12 protein-coding genes, 2 pseudogenes and 1 riboswitch are annotated in these 14079 nt (G+C 70.2%); of the genes and pseudogenes, 10 read left to right on the top strand and 4 right to left on the bottom strand.

The features are described 5' to 3' along the window. Positions 1–177: 177 nt before the first annotated feature. The 3 genes from ABD369_RS24735 to ABD369_RS24725 form a co-directional block, all read right to left on the bottom strand. A complete protein-coding gene (locus tag ABD369_RS24735) occupies positions 178–624 on the bottom strand; it encodes a hypothetical protein (RefSeq protein ID WP_344638731.1) in 447 nt (148 codons plus the stop codon). Positions 625–714: 90 nt separating this feature from the next. After that, positions 715–1974 carry an amidase domain-containing protein gene (locus ABD369_RS24730; protein ID WP_344638730.1) on the bottom strand — a complete coding sequence of 420 codons (1260 nt, stop codon included), beginning with the start codon at positions 1972–1974 and terminating at the stop codon, positions 715–717. Between the two features lie 2 nt (positions 1975–1976). Then, the gene (locus ABD369_RS24725; protein ID WP_344638729.1) at positions 1977–2300 is read right to left on the bottom strand and encodes a type VII secretion target; all 324 of its coding nucleotides are present in this window, start codon (positions 2298–2300) and stop codon (positions 1977–1979) included. An 83-nt stretch (positions 2301–2383) separates the two neighbouring features. Between ABD369_RS24725 and ABD369_RS24720 the strand changes: the two are divergent. The 3 genes and pseudogenes from ABD369_RS24720 to ABD369_RS24710 all read left to right on the top strand — a co-directional run. Continuing rightward, positions 2384–2602, top strand: a pseudogene (locus ABD369_RS24720) (hypothetical protein); the annotation flags it as partial. Between the two features lie 389 nt (positions 2603–2991). Then, positions 2992–3636: a SurA N-terminal domain-containing protein gene (locus ABD369_RS24715; RefSeq protein ID WP_344638727.1), complete on the top strand. Its 645-nt coding sequence runs from the start codon at positions 2992–2994 to the stop codon at positions 3634–3636. 98 nt (positions 3637–3734) lie between these two features. Continuing rightward, on the top strand, positions 3735–4733 hold the full coding sequence (locus ABD369_RS24710) for a nucleoside triphosphate pyrophosphohydrolase (protein ID WP_344638726.1): 999 nt from the start codon (positions 3735–3737) through the stop codon (positions 4731–4733). Positions 4734–4822: 89 nt separating this feature from the next. Here ABD369_RS24710 and ABD369_RS24705 read toward each other — a convergent pair whose 3' ends face one another. Further along, on the bottom strand, positions 4823–5320 hold the full coding sequence (locus ABD369_RS24705) for an SDR family NAD(P)-dependent oxidoreductase (RefSeq protein WP_344638725.1): 498 nt from the start codon (positions 5318–5320) through the stop codon (positions 4823–4825). 266 nt (positions 5321–5586) lie between these two features. Here ABD369_RS24705 and ABD369_RS24700 point away from each other — a divergent pair, with 266 nt between their 5' ends. The 7 genes and pseudogenes from ABD369_RS24700 (at position 5587) to ABD369_RS24670 (ending at position 13817) form a co-directional block, all read left to right on the top strand. Further along, positions 5587–6840: a cytochrome P450 family protein gene (locus tag ABD369_RS24700; RefSeq protein ID WP_344638724.1), complete on the top strand. Its 1254-nt coding sequence runs from the start codon at positions 5587–5589 to the stop codon at positions 6838–6840. 314 nt (positions 6841–7154) lie between these two features. Next, a riboswitch (cyclic di-AMP (ydaO/yuaA leader) is annotated at positions 7155–7335 on the top strand. A gap of 4 nt (positions 7336–7339) precedes the next feature. Continuing rightward, a complete protein-coding gene (locus tag ABD369_RS24695) occupies positions 7340–8185 on the top strand; it encodes a transglycosylase family protein (RefSeq protein ID WP_344638723.1) in 846 nt (281 codons plus the stop codon). A 233-nt stretch (positions 8186–8418) separates the two neighbouring features. Continuing rightward, positions 8419–9705: a phosphopyruvate hydratase gene (gene eno / locus ABD369_RS24690; protein WP_344638722.1), complete on the top strand. Its 1287-nt coding sequence runs from the start codon at positions 8419–8421 to the stop codon at positions 9703–9705. Positions 9706–9863: 158 nt separating this feature from the next. Continuing rightward, positions 9864–10343, top strand: coding sequence for an FtsB family cell division protein (locus ABD369_RS24685; RefSeq protein ID WP_344638721.1), 480 nt, complete (start codon positions 9864–9866; stop codon positions 10341–10343). Positions 10344–10356: 13 nt separating this feature from the next. Further along, a pseudogene (locus ABD369_RS24680) lies at positions 10357–10866 on the top strand (DUF501 domain-containing protein); the annotation flags it as partial. Between the two features lie 122 nt (positions 10867–10988). Beyond that, positions 10989–11927: a Ppx/GppA phosphatase family protein gene (locus ABD369_RS24675; RefSeq protein WP_344638720.1), complete on the top strand. Its 939-nt coding sequence runs from the start codon at positions 10989–10991 to the stop codon at positions 11925–11927. 519 nt (positions 11928–12446) lie between these two features. Continuing rightward, the gene (locus ABD369_RS24670; protein ID WP_344638719.1) at positions 12447–13817 is read left to right on the top strand and encodes an NAD(P)/FAD-dependent oxidoreductase; all 1371 of its coding nucleotides are present in this window, start codon (positions 12447–12449) and stop codon (positions 13815–13817) included. The last annotated feature ends 262 nt before the right edge of the window (positions 13818–14079 follow it).

The following is a 14079-nucleotide window of genomic DNA, read 5'->3' as shown; positions in this document are numbered from 1 at the left end:
GGGAACTGCTGGGCTGGTGCACCGAGTTCCTCACCACGATGTTCGACGACCTGGCGGGCGCGAAGAAGTAGCGCCTGTCACGGGGGTGTTCGGCGGTCTGGCCGGCGCGAGGCGTTGACCTCAGCGCCGGCCGGGCCCGCCTGCCTCGCATGGAGCCGGTGGTTCACAGCCGGGGCGTCAGAAGGAGCAGTCGCCGCCTCGGCCGTGCGGGTGGAAGTCCGGAAGGGCTGCTAGCAGGCTGCCCACTTCGAAGAGCAGCATCAGCAGGCTGGCGAACAGCATCGCCTTCAGCAGCGGGATGAGCAGCGACTGCACGGGTTCGGGCTTGCGGGTCCCGGTCCACAGGAGCAGAGGGATCGCGATCACCACGAGCGCACCGACGACCGCGCCGGCCCAGGCAGCGGCCTGCGCGCTCAGGGGCATGCCCGGGTAGGGGACGCAGTCGCCGTGCGCGGCCTCCCAAGCGCGGTCCTTGGCCCAGTCCGCGTACGACGTGCACGCGACACCGGCCACGGCCGCCACGAGTACGGAGAGCGCGGTCCTGCGCCACGCGGCCCGGTCGAGGCTGTCCGGCACCCTGGCACCGGTGGTCGTCTGCGCGAGGTCAGAGGGCTCGGCGGACATCATGAACTCTCTTTCGGGCGCGGGCGTCTGGCAACAGAGGGGCGCGTCGGGGAAGGCGCGGACAGCGGGTTGGCGTTGCAGTCACCGCTGTCAGTACCAGTCAGGATTAACGCGGACATAGTGCACTTTGAGATGGCCACGGCTCTCCTCGAACGAAGGGAGTCGCCCTTCCACGCTCGCGTTCAATTTGCTGCCGTTGTGCGCCGTGTAGCGGATGTCGCCGCGCGGGGTCACAGCCGTGACGATCGCGGTATGGAAGATCTGGCCCTTGGGAACGTCGGTCCCCTCGGCGTCTTCCTCGTAGTACACGATGTCCCCGGGCCTGACCTGATCCGGAGAGATCTCTTGACCGCCGTGTTTCAACATGAAGTCGTGCTGATTCTGGGCGCCGCCCCAGGCGTGCGTGTGCCCTGGGATTACTCCGTCCACCCAAGACCCGAGTCCACTGGAACCCCCGCCTCGGAACCAGCCATCGCCGTCCATGGTGTTCCAGCCCTTGAACTTCATACCGGACTGGTGCAACGCCTCAGAGACAAAATTGGTGCAGTTCTCTTCGCCTTCGAAGTCGCCGCTGTTGTCGTTCCAGTGCTCCATCGCCCACTGAACGGCCTTCACGCGGTCGTACTTGGCTCCGGGGCCGCCACGGACGTTTTGTTTGACGTCCTCGGGGATCCCAGGCAGGTTGGCCAGAGTTACTGGATCGGAGAGCATCAGCTGCTTCTTCTGGCTGTCGGGCAGGGCGTTCCACCAATCGGCGACCAAGCGCGGGTCCTTCCCGTCCGGGATGCCCCCCGAGTACATGGCGAGTTCGAGCCGAGAAACGGCGTACTGCTCATTGAGCGCCGCGTCCGGGGACTTCAACGTCGTTGCCGCGCCGAGCTTTCGAAGTTCTGCGGCAGCCTGGTGGTCGGCCTGCTCTGCCTCCCGCAAAGCTTCCCGGAGCAGGGCGTTGACCTCTTGCGCGGCAGCGGCCGCGTCGGGGCTCACGCTTCCGGCTGAGTCGCGAACCTGTGCGGTGGCCATGTCGACGGCCAAGCCGTGGTTCTGGGCGAGGTCCAGGCCAGCCTGCATGGTCAGCTTGGCTCGGGTGATCTCTGCGCTGAGGCCGTCGAGGATCATGGCGACGCTGCGCGTAAGGTCGGCTCCAGCCTCCAGGATTTGGGCCTGCTCTTCGAGTTTGCGGCCCGCAGCCTCGCCGACGCGGTCCTTCCAGTCGTCCTTGAGCGGGTCGACGCCATTGGCGTGGATGTCGTTGACCGCTTGCCAGGACTCCTTGGACAACTCCATCCAGCCGTCTGCTGCTGCGTCGACGTCGATGCTTCGCGCGGCCTTGAGTGAGGTCAAGTCCATGGTCAGTGCTCCGTCGAGTGGAGGTCGGCGAGAGCGGCACCGAGGCGGCGGGTTGCCTCCTCCTCGGCGGTGTCATAGGAATGTGCGGAGTTGCGCAACTGCTCGGCATAAGTATGGAGCTGGTCAACCACATACTTCATGTGGGCCTGCCAGGCGTCGGCACAGCTCTTGAGGGCTGGCCCGGATTCCCAACCGGCCAAGGTGTCCGCAGCGGTGAAACTGTTGTCAAGCCAGTGCCCGGCCGCCGGTCCGATCTGTTCTGCGGTGTTCTGCAGCCCGTTCGCCGACTGTCGCAGCGTGTCAGTAAGCACGTGTATGTCGTTCACTGTTCCCCCTGTCCCCCAGGTACCGCCATTGGCAGTATGCAGATCATTATGGCTGATTGGGGTGTGCAAAGCGTTCGAGAACAGTGCGCTTCGGCCCGGTCTCCCTGCGGGAGTCGCAGCAGCTGCGGCTGAACCGGCTCTACCCGCGCAGCCAGGTGAAGGCGGCGGCCGAGCAGGTGCTGGTGCCCCGTCCGAGCACCGGCCGGATCGGCGGCAAGCCGCTGATCGGGCGGGAACTGCTGGGCTGGTGCACCGAGTTCCTCACCACGATGTTCGACGACCTGGCGGGCGCGAAGAAGTAGCGCCTGTCACGGGGGTGTTCGGCGGTCTCAGGCTCACGTGGGCCTGAGACCGCCCTTTTCGTGTCCGGCGTGGCCTTCGTGTCGGTCCGCTCACGCCGGGTGCCGTGCCCGCGCCGGGGGCCGTCGATCCCCGTACGGCGGGGTGGCCGACACCCGCTCCGTTCCCCGGGGCCGGCAGCCGCTGAACCGGGCCGGCAGCCGCTGAACCGGGCCGGCGGTCGCTGAACGGCTGTCCGGTTGATCCGGCCTACCCCGTTCGGCCCAAGGTCTGGGCAAGGCGTCGCGCCGCTCCCTATTGTCTGTACCTGCCAGGAGAACCATCGGACACCGCACCAGCCACACCGTCCCCCGCGCCCCGGGCCCGGGGGTCCCTGCCCGGGAGGCCACACGTGATCCGCACCAACTCCGTCCAGCGCCACACCCGTACGGCTACCGGCGCCATCGGCGTCCTGATCGCCGCGGCCACCCTCACCGCCTGCGGCTCCGGCCCGGCACGCCAGGGGGCGGCGGCCGTGGTCGACGGGCAGCGGATCACCATCGCCACCGTCGAGGCCAAAGTGTCCGCGCTGCGGGACGAGGTCGCGGCCCAGGGCGGCGGGCCGCGCACCGAACGCGCCGGGTTGACCAAGCGCGCGGTGTCGGACCTGGTCCTCAACCGAGTGGTCGACCGCGCCCTGGCCGACCGCCGGCTCGACGTCTCCGCGGGCGAGATCGCGCAGGCGCGGGACTCCGACGCGAAACTGCTCGGTGGAGAGGGCGAACTCCGGCGGGAACTGCTCCTCAAGCAGGGCGTCGCGGACGAGGACACCGACGCCTTCTACCGCCAGCAGCTCGGCATCCACAAGCTGGCCGCCGCCGACGGCAAGGACGCCCGGACGACCGAGGGCGACGCGATCGTCCGCAAGGCCCTGGCCGAAGCCGGTACCGAACTCAAGGTCGTGGTCAACCCCCGCTACGGCGCCTGGGACCCGCGCCAGGTGGCCCTGGTCGACGCCCCCACGGACTGGCTCCCGCGGCGCACCGCCGCCAGCTGAAACAGCCGACCCGGCGCCGCGGGCTTCCCCGCTGCCCGCTCGGTGGCCCCGGGATATATCGGCGGTGCCCGAGGACGGCCAGCAGGTAGGTTCGGAGCGTGGACGACACTGCGAAGCTGATTCTGCTCACCACCACCCACCGGGTCGCCCCCGGCCTGCTGTCCTGGCCGGCCTGGGAGGTCCTGCGCGGGTCCGCCCGGGTGCTGGCCGCCGATCCGGCACACCCGCAGCTGCCCGCCCTCCGCCAGGCCGGGGTCGAGGTGGAGCTGGTCGAGCACGGCAACGCCCCGGCGCTGGCCCGGCTGCTGGCCGAAGCCGCCCCGGCCGTCTGGCTCGGCAGCCCGGACGGCGACCCGGGCCTGACCGACGCGCTCGCCCGGATCGCGGTGGAGGAGGCGGGGAAGGCGCCGGAGATCGAGATCCTCCCCGGTTCGTACGACCTCCCCGGCGCCCGGCTGCTCGACCTGGTCTCGGTGATGGACCGGCTGCGCTCGCCCGGCGGCTGCCCCTGGGACGCCGAGCAGACCCACGCCTCCCTGGTGAAGTACCTGGTGGAGGAGGCGTTCGAACTGGTCGAGGCGATCGAGGAGGGCGACCGGGAGACGCTGCGCGAGGAGCTCGGGGACGTGCTGCTCCAGGTGTTCTTCCACTCCCGGATCGCCGAGGAGCACCCCGAGGACGCGTTCACCATCGACGACGTGGCCGGGGACATCGTGGAGAAGCTGATGTACCGCCACCCGCACGTCTTCGGGGACGTCGAGGCGGGCGGCACGGAGCAGGTCGAGGCCAACTGGGAGCAGCTCAAGGCGGCCGAGAAGCAGCGTGAGTCGGTCCTGGACGGGGTGCCCGCCGGGCTGCCCGCGCTGGCGTACACGGCCAAGCTGGTCTCCCGGGTCCGCCGGGCCGGCTTCACCGGGGTACCGGACGAGCCCTACGAGCTGCCCGCCGAGCTCACCCCCGAGTCGGCGGGAGCGCTGCTGCTCGCCGTCGTCCAGCGGGCCCACGACGCCGGTGTCGACGTGGACGCGGCCCTCCGCGCGGCCGCCCGCGCCTACCGTGCGGCCGTGCGTACCGTCGAGGGGCTGCCCGCCGACTGATCGGCTGCCCGGCCGGGCAGCACCGAGGGGGCGAGGTGCTCCGCGCCCCGTTCCGCCCGCCGCCCTCTAGGAGGGGCTGGCCGGCAGGGTCAGGCCGACTGGGGCTGGTCCACGTGGCGCCGCTGCGGCGGGACGACCTCGCTGATGGCGTCGCCGACCAGGGCGAGCAACTCGGCCAGCGGGTCGAGGTGGCCAGGCAGTTCGGCGAGGGAGACGATCCGCTCGCCGTCGGGGCCCGCGATGCAGAACAGGTCGATCGGGCCGAGGTGCTTCGCGGCGGTGTCCACCAGCGCCGCGACGTCGCTGGGCTGGTGGATGTCGCTGCACACGCCGACCACCGGGCAGCCGGGCCGGTCCAGTTCGGCGGCGAGGTCCTCGGCGACACCGGCGTGCAGGTCCGCGACCATGATCCCGGCGGCGCCAGCGGCGGCGAACCGGCGGGCCAGACCGTCTCCGGACCCACCGTCGAGTACCGCGATGACCACCACTGCCCCGGCTACCCGCATGGCCTGCTCCTCCTTGAGCCGCTCCCCGTGGACGGCCCCGCGCTGCCATCCATCAGAGTCATTGCGGAGGATCGTAGGCACTGCTCGACCCTCCGCGACACTCATTACCCGGCAGGTGACCAGGCTCACTCCTGCACGGGCGGGGGAGTCCGCCGCGCAGCGGCGTAATCCGGACGTCACGACTCTGTCAGCTACGCGCCGTCCGCAGACAGCCCCTCCTTCCCCCTGTCCGTCCCCTATCCGCGCGTCCCCGGGGCAATGGGGCGCCGTCCCGGAGCCACCGGCCGCCCGCGTGGAGCCGGCCGCCCGCGTGGAGCCGGCCGCCCGCCGCCGGATACCGTCGAGACATGCCGGAAACGCCCGACTCCACCCCGCAGCCCGAGCTCTTCACCTGGGAGTTCGCCGCCGACCCCTACCCCGCGTACGCCTGGCTGCGCGAGCACAGCCCGGTGCACCGCACCACGCTGCCGAGCGGGGTGGAGGCCTGGCTGGTCACCCGGTACGCGGACGCCCGGCAGGCGCTGGCGGACGGCAGGCTGTCCAAAAACCCCGCCCACCACAGCGAGCAGGCGCACCGCAGCGGCCGGGTCGGAATCCCGGGGGAGCGGCAGGCCGACCTGATGACCCACCTGCTGAACATCGACCCGCCGGACCACACCCGACTGCGCCGGCTGGTGTCGAAGGCGTTCACCCCGCGCCGGGTGGCCGAGTTCGAGCCGAGGGTGCAGCAGCTGACGGACCGGCTGATCGACGGCTTCGCCACACGCGGTTCGGCCGACCTGATCCACGAGTTCGCCTTCCCGCTCCCCATCTACGCGATCTGCGACCTGCTCGGCGTCCCGCCGGAGGACCAGGACGACTTCCGGGACTGGGCCGGCATGATGATCCGCCACCACGGTGGCCAACGCGGCGGCGTGGGCCGGGCGGTGAAGCGGATGCGCTCGTACCTGGCCGAGTTGATCCACCGCAAGCGGGCCGACCTCGGGGACGACCTGATCTCCGGCCTGATCCGGGCCAGTGACCACGGCGAGCACCTCACCGAGAACGAGGCCGCCGCGATGGCCTTCATCCTTCTCTTCGCCGGCTTCGAGACCACCGTCAACCTGATCGGCAACGGTCTGTACGCGCTGCTGCGCAACCCGGGGCAGCGCGCGCTGCTGCAGGAGTCCGTGGCACGCGGCGAGAAGGAGCTGCTGGCCACCGGGGTGGAGGAACTGCTGCGCTACGACGGGCCGGTGGAGCTGGCCACCTGGCGGTTCGCGACCAGTCCGCTGACCATCGGCGGGGTGGAGATCCCGGTCGGCGACCCGGTGCTGGTGGTGCTGGCGGCCGCGGACCGCGACCCGGCCAGGTTCGCCGCGCAGAACACGCTCGATCTGGCCCGGAAGGACAACCCGCACCTGGGTTTCGGCCACGGAATCCACTACTGCATCGGCGCTCCGCTGGCCCGGCTGGAAGGCCAGATCGCGCTGGCGACCCTGCTGACCCGGCTGCCCGACCTGACCCTTGCCGCCGAAGGCGCCGAACTGCGCTGGCGCGGCGGTCTGATCATGCGTGGCCTGCGCGAACTCCCGGTTTCCTTTACCGCGCGACAGGGCTGATCTTCCCCGTAATCCAGAAGTCATTCTCGGGATTTCGGTGAGATGTGCCACATGGTCCGCGCCGCCTTCCGGACACCCGGCGAACCGGGCGTGTCGAGCTGACGGCGTGTCGGACTTGTCCCCGTTTGTCGATCTCTGAATGCGCATCAAACCGGACAAAGTCACATCGTTTGTGGGCGCATATAAACACAGCGTAATTCTCGTGTGATGTACGGGATATGAGCTTGTGATTGGTGTGACGGTATGCGTAGTCTCCGATGAGTTCGCAGCTGCGAACCCCGTTGCGTGGAACGCCAAACCTTGCCCATCACGCCTCGGGACACCGACCAGAACCCTTGGGCAAGGGCGGGGGACCCAGGTTTCGTCGCCGTTCCCACGGCTTGGGGTGAAGCCGCGTCGGCAGGGCAGGAAGCGTTCCTGTCCCGCTCGCCGCGGCCGGGCCAACCTCCCGGTCCGAACCCGACAGCTCACCTCGCAGGCGTGCGGAGAGGACACCTTCATGCTGTTCACCGGTTCGGGCCGTCATCGTCGCAAGACCCAGGCCGAGAAGGCCATCGCCGCTGCCGGTGTGGCCGGCGTCGGTCTAGCGCTGCCGCTGCTCACCGCCACCGGCGCACACGCCGCCTCCGTGTCGGCCTGGGACAAGGTCGCCGACTGCGAGAGCGGCGGCGACTGGAGCATCAACACCGGCAATGGCTTCTACGGCGGACTCCAGTTCACCTCCAGCACCTGGAAGGCCTACGGCGGCGGCCAGTACGCGGGCCAGGCCAACCAGGCGAGCAAGGGCCAGCAGATCGCGATCGCCGAGAAGGTCCTCGCCTCGCAGGGTCCCGGCGCCTGGCCGGTCTGCTCCGTCACGGCAGGTCTGTCCAGGGGCGGTTCGGCCGCCGACGTGGACACCAGCAGCCACACCCGCAGCTCCGGCTCGGGCTCCTCGGGCAGCAAGAGCAGCACCAAGAGCTACAAGAGCCAGTCCTCCCAGGACTCTTCGCGCACGGTTGCCACTCCGTCCTTCCCGGGCAAGGCCGGTTACGACGCCGAGTCGGGCAAGTACTGGTACCAGAAGAGCGGCGGCTGGTACTGGACCAGCCACCAGAGCATCTACGAGCAGTTCGCGGGCGGCGCCGCCGAGAAGGCCCCGGCGCAGAGCCCGGTGTCCGCCGCGGCCACCACGCAGAGCGCCGCCACCGGCGACTACACCGTCAAGGAGGGTGACACCCTGTCGGGCATCGCCCAGGCCCAGCACCTCTCCGGTGGCTGGCAGCACCTCTACGACGTCAACCGCGCCACCATCGGCGGCAACGCCAACCTGATCCTCCCCGGTCAGGTGCTCAAGCTGGGCTGACCCCAGGTGGCATGAGGGGCCGTTTCCGCCGCGTCGCGGAAACGGCCCCACTTGTCGCGCTTGTGGTCATTCAGGTGAACTACCGGCTGGTAGAGCGGCCACACGCTGAGACGGAGCCAAGGGCAGCGTGGCCCGGAGGCCCGGTGCGGTTAGGCTCTGGTCGTAACGACTCCGCAATCGTCCGCAGACTGCACCCCCTGTCCGTAGGACCTGCTTCCGCTAGGAGATGCCTCGTGCCGTCCATTGATGTCGTCGTAGCCCGTGAGATTCTCGACTCGCGCGGCAACCCCACGGTCGAGGTCGAGGTCGGCCTCGACGACGGCAGCACCGGTCGTGCCGCTGTCCCGTCCGGCGCCTCCACCGGCGCCTTCGAGGCCCTGGAGCTTCGTGACGGCGACAAGAACCGCTACTTCGGCAAGGGCGTGGAGAAGGCCGTCCTCGCCGTCATCGAGCAGATCGGCCCGGAGCTGGTCGGCTACGACGCCACCGAGCAGCGCCTGATCGACCAGGCCATGCTCGACCTGGACGCCACCCCGGACAAGTCCTCGCTCGGTGCCAACGCGATCCTGGGCGTCTCCCTCGCCGTGGCGCACGCCGCCTCCGAGGCCAGCGACCTGCCGCTGTTCCGCTACCTCGGCGGCCCGAACGCGCACGTGCTGCCGGTTCCGATGATGAACATCCTCAACGGCGGTTCGCACGCCGACTCCAACGTCGACATCCAGGAGTTCATGATCGCGCCGATCGGCGCCGAGTCGTTCTCCGAGGCCGTCCGCTGGGGCGTCGAGGTCTACCACACCCTCAAGGCCGTGCTGAAGGAGCGCGGCCTGTCCACCGGCCTGGGCGACGAGGGCGGCTTCGCCCCGAACCTGGACTCCAACCGCGAGGCCCTGGACCTCATCACCGAGGCCATCAAGAAGGCCGGCTACACCCCGGGCAAGGACATCGCCCTGGCCCTGGACGTCGCCGCCACCGAGTTCTACAAGGACGGCGCCTACCAGTTCGAGGGCAAGGCGCTCTCCTCCGCCGAGCTGATCGACTACTACGCCGACCTGGTCGCCAACTACCCGCTGGTCTCCATCGAGGACCCGCTGAACGAGGAGGACTGGGACGGCTGGAAGGCGATGACCGACAAGCTGGGCGACAAGGTGCAGCTGGTCGGTGACGACCTGTTCGTCACCAACCCGGCCCGCCTGGCCAAGGGCATCGAGACCGGCACCGCCAACGCACTGCTGGTGAAGGTCAACCAGATCGGTTCGCTGACCGAGACCCTGGACGCCGTCGAGCTGGCCCAGCGCAACGGCTACCGCTGCATGATGTCGCACCGCTCCGGTGAGACCGAGGACGTCACCATCGCCGACCTGGCCGTCGCCACCAACTGCGGCCAGATCAAGACCGGTGCCCCGGCCCGCTCCGAGCGCGTCGCCAAGTACAACCAGCTGCTGCGCATCGAGGAGATCCTCGACGACGCCGCCGAGTACGCGGGTCGCTCGGCCTTCCCGCGCTTCCGCGCCGCGGAGTAGTAAGCACAGTGCGTACGAGGGCTGGTCAGCACGACGGCTGACACCTGCGTCCGACCGGATGAGGTCTGACACGGATGGCTCGTGATCGGTGCCCCGCCGCCCGACCCCGTAGGGTTGGGCGGCGGGGCACCGGCGCGCGGGGCCGACGGGAGGGGTACATGGCGAGGTGGAAGATCCCCGGGATCGCCGGGCGGCCGCGGTTCACCAGCAGGGCCACGGTGCTCGTCCTGGTGCTCTGCTCGCTGGTGGCGATCCTCGCGTACCCCACCCGCCAGTTCATCGCGCAGCGCTCGGAGATCAGCGCGCAGCGCGCCAAGGCCGAGCGCGCCACCCAGCAGGTCGAGCAACTCCGCAAGGAGCGGGCCCGCTGGCAGGACCCGGAGTACGTGAAGGCGCAGGCCCGCGAGCGGCTGCACTACGCGCTGCCGGGTGAGACGCCGTTCGTGTCGGTCGACCCGAGTCCGCCCGCCACCGCACAGCCCGCACCGGGCGCGGTGGCAGCCGGCCCGGCCGCCAGGTCCGCCGTGCCCTGGTACACCAATGTCTGGGACTCGGTCGCGCTGGCCGACGCACCCGCCGCGGCCGGCGCCGCTCCCGGCGCCGCCCCGTCCACTGCCCCCGTACCCGCCACCCGCTAGAGACAGCACCCCCATGACCTCTGAGAACCCTCCCGTTTCCGACACCGACATCGCCGCCATCGCGGCCCAGCTGGGCCGAGTGCCGCGCGGTCTGCGCGCGGTCGCGCACCGCTGCCCCTGCGGCAACCCGGACGTGGTCGAGACGGCACCCCGGCTGCCGGACGGCACGCCCTTCCCGACCCTGTACTACCTGACCTGCCCCAAGGCCGCTTCGCTGATCGGGACCCTGGAGGCGGACGGTGTGATGAAGGAGCAGACCGCCCGGCTCGCCGAGGACCCGGAGCTGGCCGCCGCCTACCGACACGCCCACGAGGACTACATCGCCCGCCGGGACGCCATCGAGGTGCTCGAGGGTTTCCCGAGCGCAGGCGGAATGCCGGACCGGGTGAAGTGCCTGCACGTGCTGGTCGGCCACTCGCTGGCGGCCGGGCCCGGCGTCAACCCGCTCGGCGACGAGGCGCTCGGCATGCTGGAGGACTGGTGGGCCAAGGGCCCGTGCGTGAGCGCGGCCGAACTCGCCGAGAGCGCGGCCGAGGTGGCCGAGCAGCGGGCCAGGGCCGAGGACCACGCCGCCGTCATCGCCGCCAAGGAGCAGAAGACCGTCGAGCGCGCCGCGAAGAAGCGCAAGGCAGAGGAGGAGAGCGAATGACCGCCACCCGGGTCGCCGCGATCGACTGCGGCACCAACTCGATCCGTCTGCTGATCGCCGACCTCGACCCCGAGACCGGCGCGATCGCCGACCGCGACCGGCGGATGATCATCAACCGGCTCGGCCAGGGCGTGGACAAGACCCGCCGGCTGGCGCCCGAGGCGCTGGAGCGCACCTTCGCCGCCTGCCGCGAGTACGCGGCGGTCATCGCCGAGCACGGGGTCGGACCGGACCGGATCCGGTTGGTCGCCACCAGCGCCTCCCGGGACGCCGAGAACGCCGAGGAGTTCCGCAAGGGCGTCCGGGAGATCCTGGGCGTCGAGCCCAGGGTGGTCAGTGGCGAGGAGGAGGCGCACCTCTCCTTCATCGGCGCCACCAAGGAGCTGACCGGCGGCGCCTTCGAGCCCCCGTACCTGGTTTTCGACGTGGGTGGCGGCTCCACCGAGTTCGTGCTGGGCCACGAGGACGTCGAGGCGGCACGCTCGGTGGACATCGGCTGCGTCCGGATCACCGAGCGGCACTTCGCGGGCGCCGAGCTGCCGACGCTGAGTCAGATCTCCGCAGCCCAGGCCGACATCCGGGCCGCGCTGGACCAGGCCTCCGAGGTGGTCCCGCTGGACCGGGCGGCCACCCTGGTCGGCCTCGCGGGCACGGTCACCACGGTGGCCGGCATCGCGCTCGGCCTGCCGGAGTACGACTCCGCCGCCATCCACCACTCGCGGCTGTCGGTCGAGGCCGTCCGCGAGGTGACCGGCCGCCTGCTGAGCTCCACCCACGAGCAGCGCGCCGCCATCCCGGTCATGCACCCGGGCCGGGCGGACGTGATCGCGGCCGGTGCCCTGGTGCTGCTGGAGATCATGGAGCGGACGGGCGCCGCCGAGGTGGTCGTCAGCGAGCACGACATCCTGGACGGCATCGCCTGGAGCATCGCCTGACCGTGGTCGGGCGCGGCGGTCGGGGGCGCTCACGTCCCCGACCCCTCACTTGGACCGACCGGCGACAGGGCCCGCGGCGTCGCCGCTCCCTTTCGCCGGTCGGTCCTGTTGGCCGGTTTCGGGGCACCTTCGGTGGGCCCGGGAGCGGTCGCCGGCGGGGGTGCCGGGAAAACCTTCGTGAATTTCTTCACATGACGATCCAGTCTTTCGTCGCACTTTGCCGCCCGCTACGCCCGTTATGGGGGACCGAAGGTCGACTCGCTGACCGGCTCGTTGGATCGCAGGCGGGGCTCCCGGCTGGCCGGTGAATTCGAAACGGCGCGCGGGAACCCCCGCGTCACCAGGATCGTTGCTGCTCAGGAGTGCCGTCCGCGTTCCGGTGCTCACCGCGGGCCGCGCGGGGTTGTGAACGCGCGTCAGGCCCCGCCGGACGGGGCCGCGTAGTGTAGCAGACGGTGTCCAGGGTGATGTGACGGGGCTCACGAAAGGTCCGTCGGGCGGTGCTGGATACTTTCCGATATGAGCACCACGGAGCGTCCTCGCATCCTCATTGTCGGCGGTGGTTACGTCGGCCTGTATGCCGCGATGCGCATCCTCAAGAAGATGCGCTACGGAGAGGCGACCGTCACGGTCGTCGACCCGCGGTCGTACATGACGTACCTGCCCTTCCTCCCGGAGGCGGCCGGCGGCAACGTCGCGCCTCGCAACCTCGTCGCGCCGCTGCGCACGGCCCTGAAGAAGGCGGAGGTGCTCACCGGTTCAGTCACCGGTGTGGACCACGCCCGCAAGGTCGCCACCATCCAGCCCGCGGCCGGCGACTCCTACGAGCTGCCCTTCGACTACCTGGTCGTGGCCACCGGCTCGGTCTCCCGCACCTTCCCGATCCCGGGTCTCGCTGAGCACGGCATCGGCATGAAGACGGTCGAGGAGGCCATCAGCCTCCGCAACCACGTCATGTCGCAGCTCGACAAGGCCGAGTCCACCACGGACGAGGCGGTCCGCCGCAAGGCGCTGACCTTCGTCGTCATCGGCGGTGGCTTCGCCGGCGTCGAGACGATCGCCGAGATCGAGGACATGGCCCGCGACGCGGCCAAGATCTACAAGACCGTCAGCCGCGACGACATGCGCTTCATCATGGTGGAGGCGGCCAACCGCATCCTCCCCGAGGTGGGCCCGGACCTCGGTCTGTGGACCAAGGAGAAGCTCGAGGAGCGCAACATCGAGGTCTTCATCGAGACCTCGATGGACTCCTGCGTCGACCAGCACGTGGTGCTGAAGAACGGCGTCGAGGTCGACGCCTCCACCATCGTGTGGACGGCGGGCGTCAAGCCCAACCCGGTCCTGGCCAACTTCGGCCTGCCGCTCGGCCCGCGCGGCCACGTGGACACCGCGCCGACCCTGCAGGTCCAGGGCTTCGACTACGTCTGGTCCGCCGGCGACAACGCCCAGGTGCCGGACCTCGCCGCCGGCGAGGGCGCCTGGTGCCCGCCGAACGCGCAGCACGCGTGCCGCCAGGCCGTCGTCCTCGGTGACAACGTGGTGGCCGGCATGCGGGGCTTCCCGCAGAAGGAGTACAAGCACAAGAACCTGGGTGCGGTCGCCGGTCTCGGCCTGCACAAGGGTGTGGCGATCCTCTTCGGCAAGTACAAGCTGAAGGGCCGCCCGGCCTGGTGGTTCCACCGCCTGTACCACGGAGCCATGGTTCCGACCATGAACCGCAAGATCCGGGTCTTCACCGACTGGACGCTGGCGATGTTCCTGAAGCGCGAGACGGTCGGCCTGTCCGAGATGGAGAAGCCGTTCAGCGCCTTTCAGGAGGCAGCAGGCCCCGCCCCCAAGCCCGTCGAGGCCGCCAAGCCGGCCGAGAAGGAACTCGCGAGCAGCAAGTAAGCGACCAGATCCGGGCGGAGGAGTAGCCCGGGTACGAGTCGGAGGCCCTCCGCCCGGCAGTGTCGCCGGACCACGACCTCCGTGGTGCTCAGCCGGCCGTGCGACCGGGCGGAGTACAGAAGTACCGAGAAGGCCCCTGCCGGAATCCTCCGGCAGGGGCCTTCCCCTGCGTGCGCCCGCGGGCCCGGGAGGGAGGGGACCGGCTCCGGAACTCGCTTGGCTGGTCTGCTGCTTGGTGCTCGTCGCTTGCCGCTGCTCGCTG

This window comes from Kitasatospora cystarginea (assembly GCF_039533515.1).
GTDB lineage: Bacteria > Actinomycetota > Actinomycetes > Streptomycetales > Streptomycetaceae > Kitasatospora > Kitasatospora cystarginea.
The sequence above is the reverse complement of the archived record's forward strand: the minus strand, read 5'-3'. Positions and strand labels throughout refer to the sequence as shown.

What these genes read in the sequence shown, in the direction of transcription:
- ABD369_RS24730 (WP_344638730.1), bottom strand. Translation starts at nt 1,974, where the DNA reads ATGGACTTGACCTCACTCAAGGCCGCGCGAAGCATCGACGTCGACGCA.
- ABD369_RS24735 (WP_344638731.1), bottom strand. Translation starts at nt 624, where the DNA reads ATGTCCGCCGAGCCCTCTGACCTCGCGCAGACGACCACCGGTGCCAGG.
- ABD369_RS24695 (WP_344638723.1), top strand. Translation starts at nt 7,340, where the DNA reads ATGCTGTTCACCGGTTCGGGCCGTCATCGTCGCAAGACCCAGGCCGAG.
- ABD369_RS24685 (WP_344638721.1), top strand. Translation starts at nt 9,864, where the DNA reads ATGGCGAGGTGGAAGATCCCCGGGATCGCCGGGCGGCCGCGGTTCACC.
- ABD369_RS24700 (WP_344638724.1), top strand. Translation starts at nt 5,587, where the DNA reads ATGCCGGAAACGCCCGACTCCACCCCGCAGCCCGAGCTCTTCACCTGG.
- ABD369_RS24675 (WP_344638720.1), top strand. Translation starts at nt 10,989, where the DNA reads ATGACCGCCACCCGGGTCGCCGCGATCGACTGCGGCACCAACTCGATC.
- ABD369_RS24670 (WP_344638719.1), top strand. Translation starts at nt 12,447, where the DNA reads ATGAGCACCACGGAGCGTCCTCGCATCCTCATTGTCGGCGGTGGTTAC.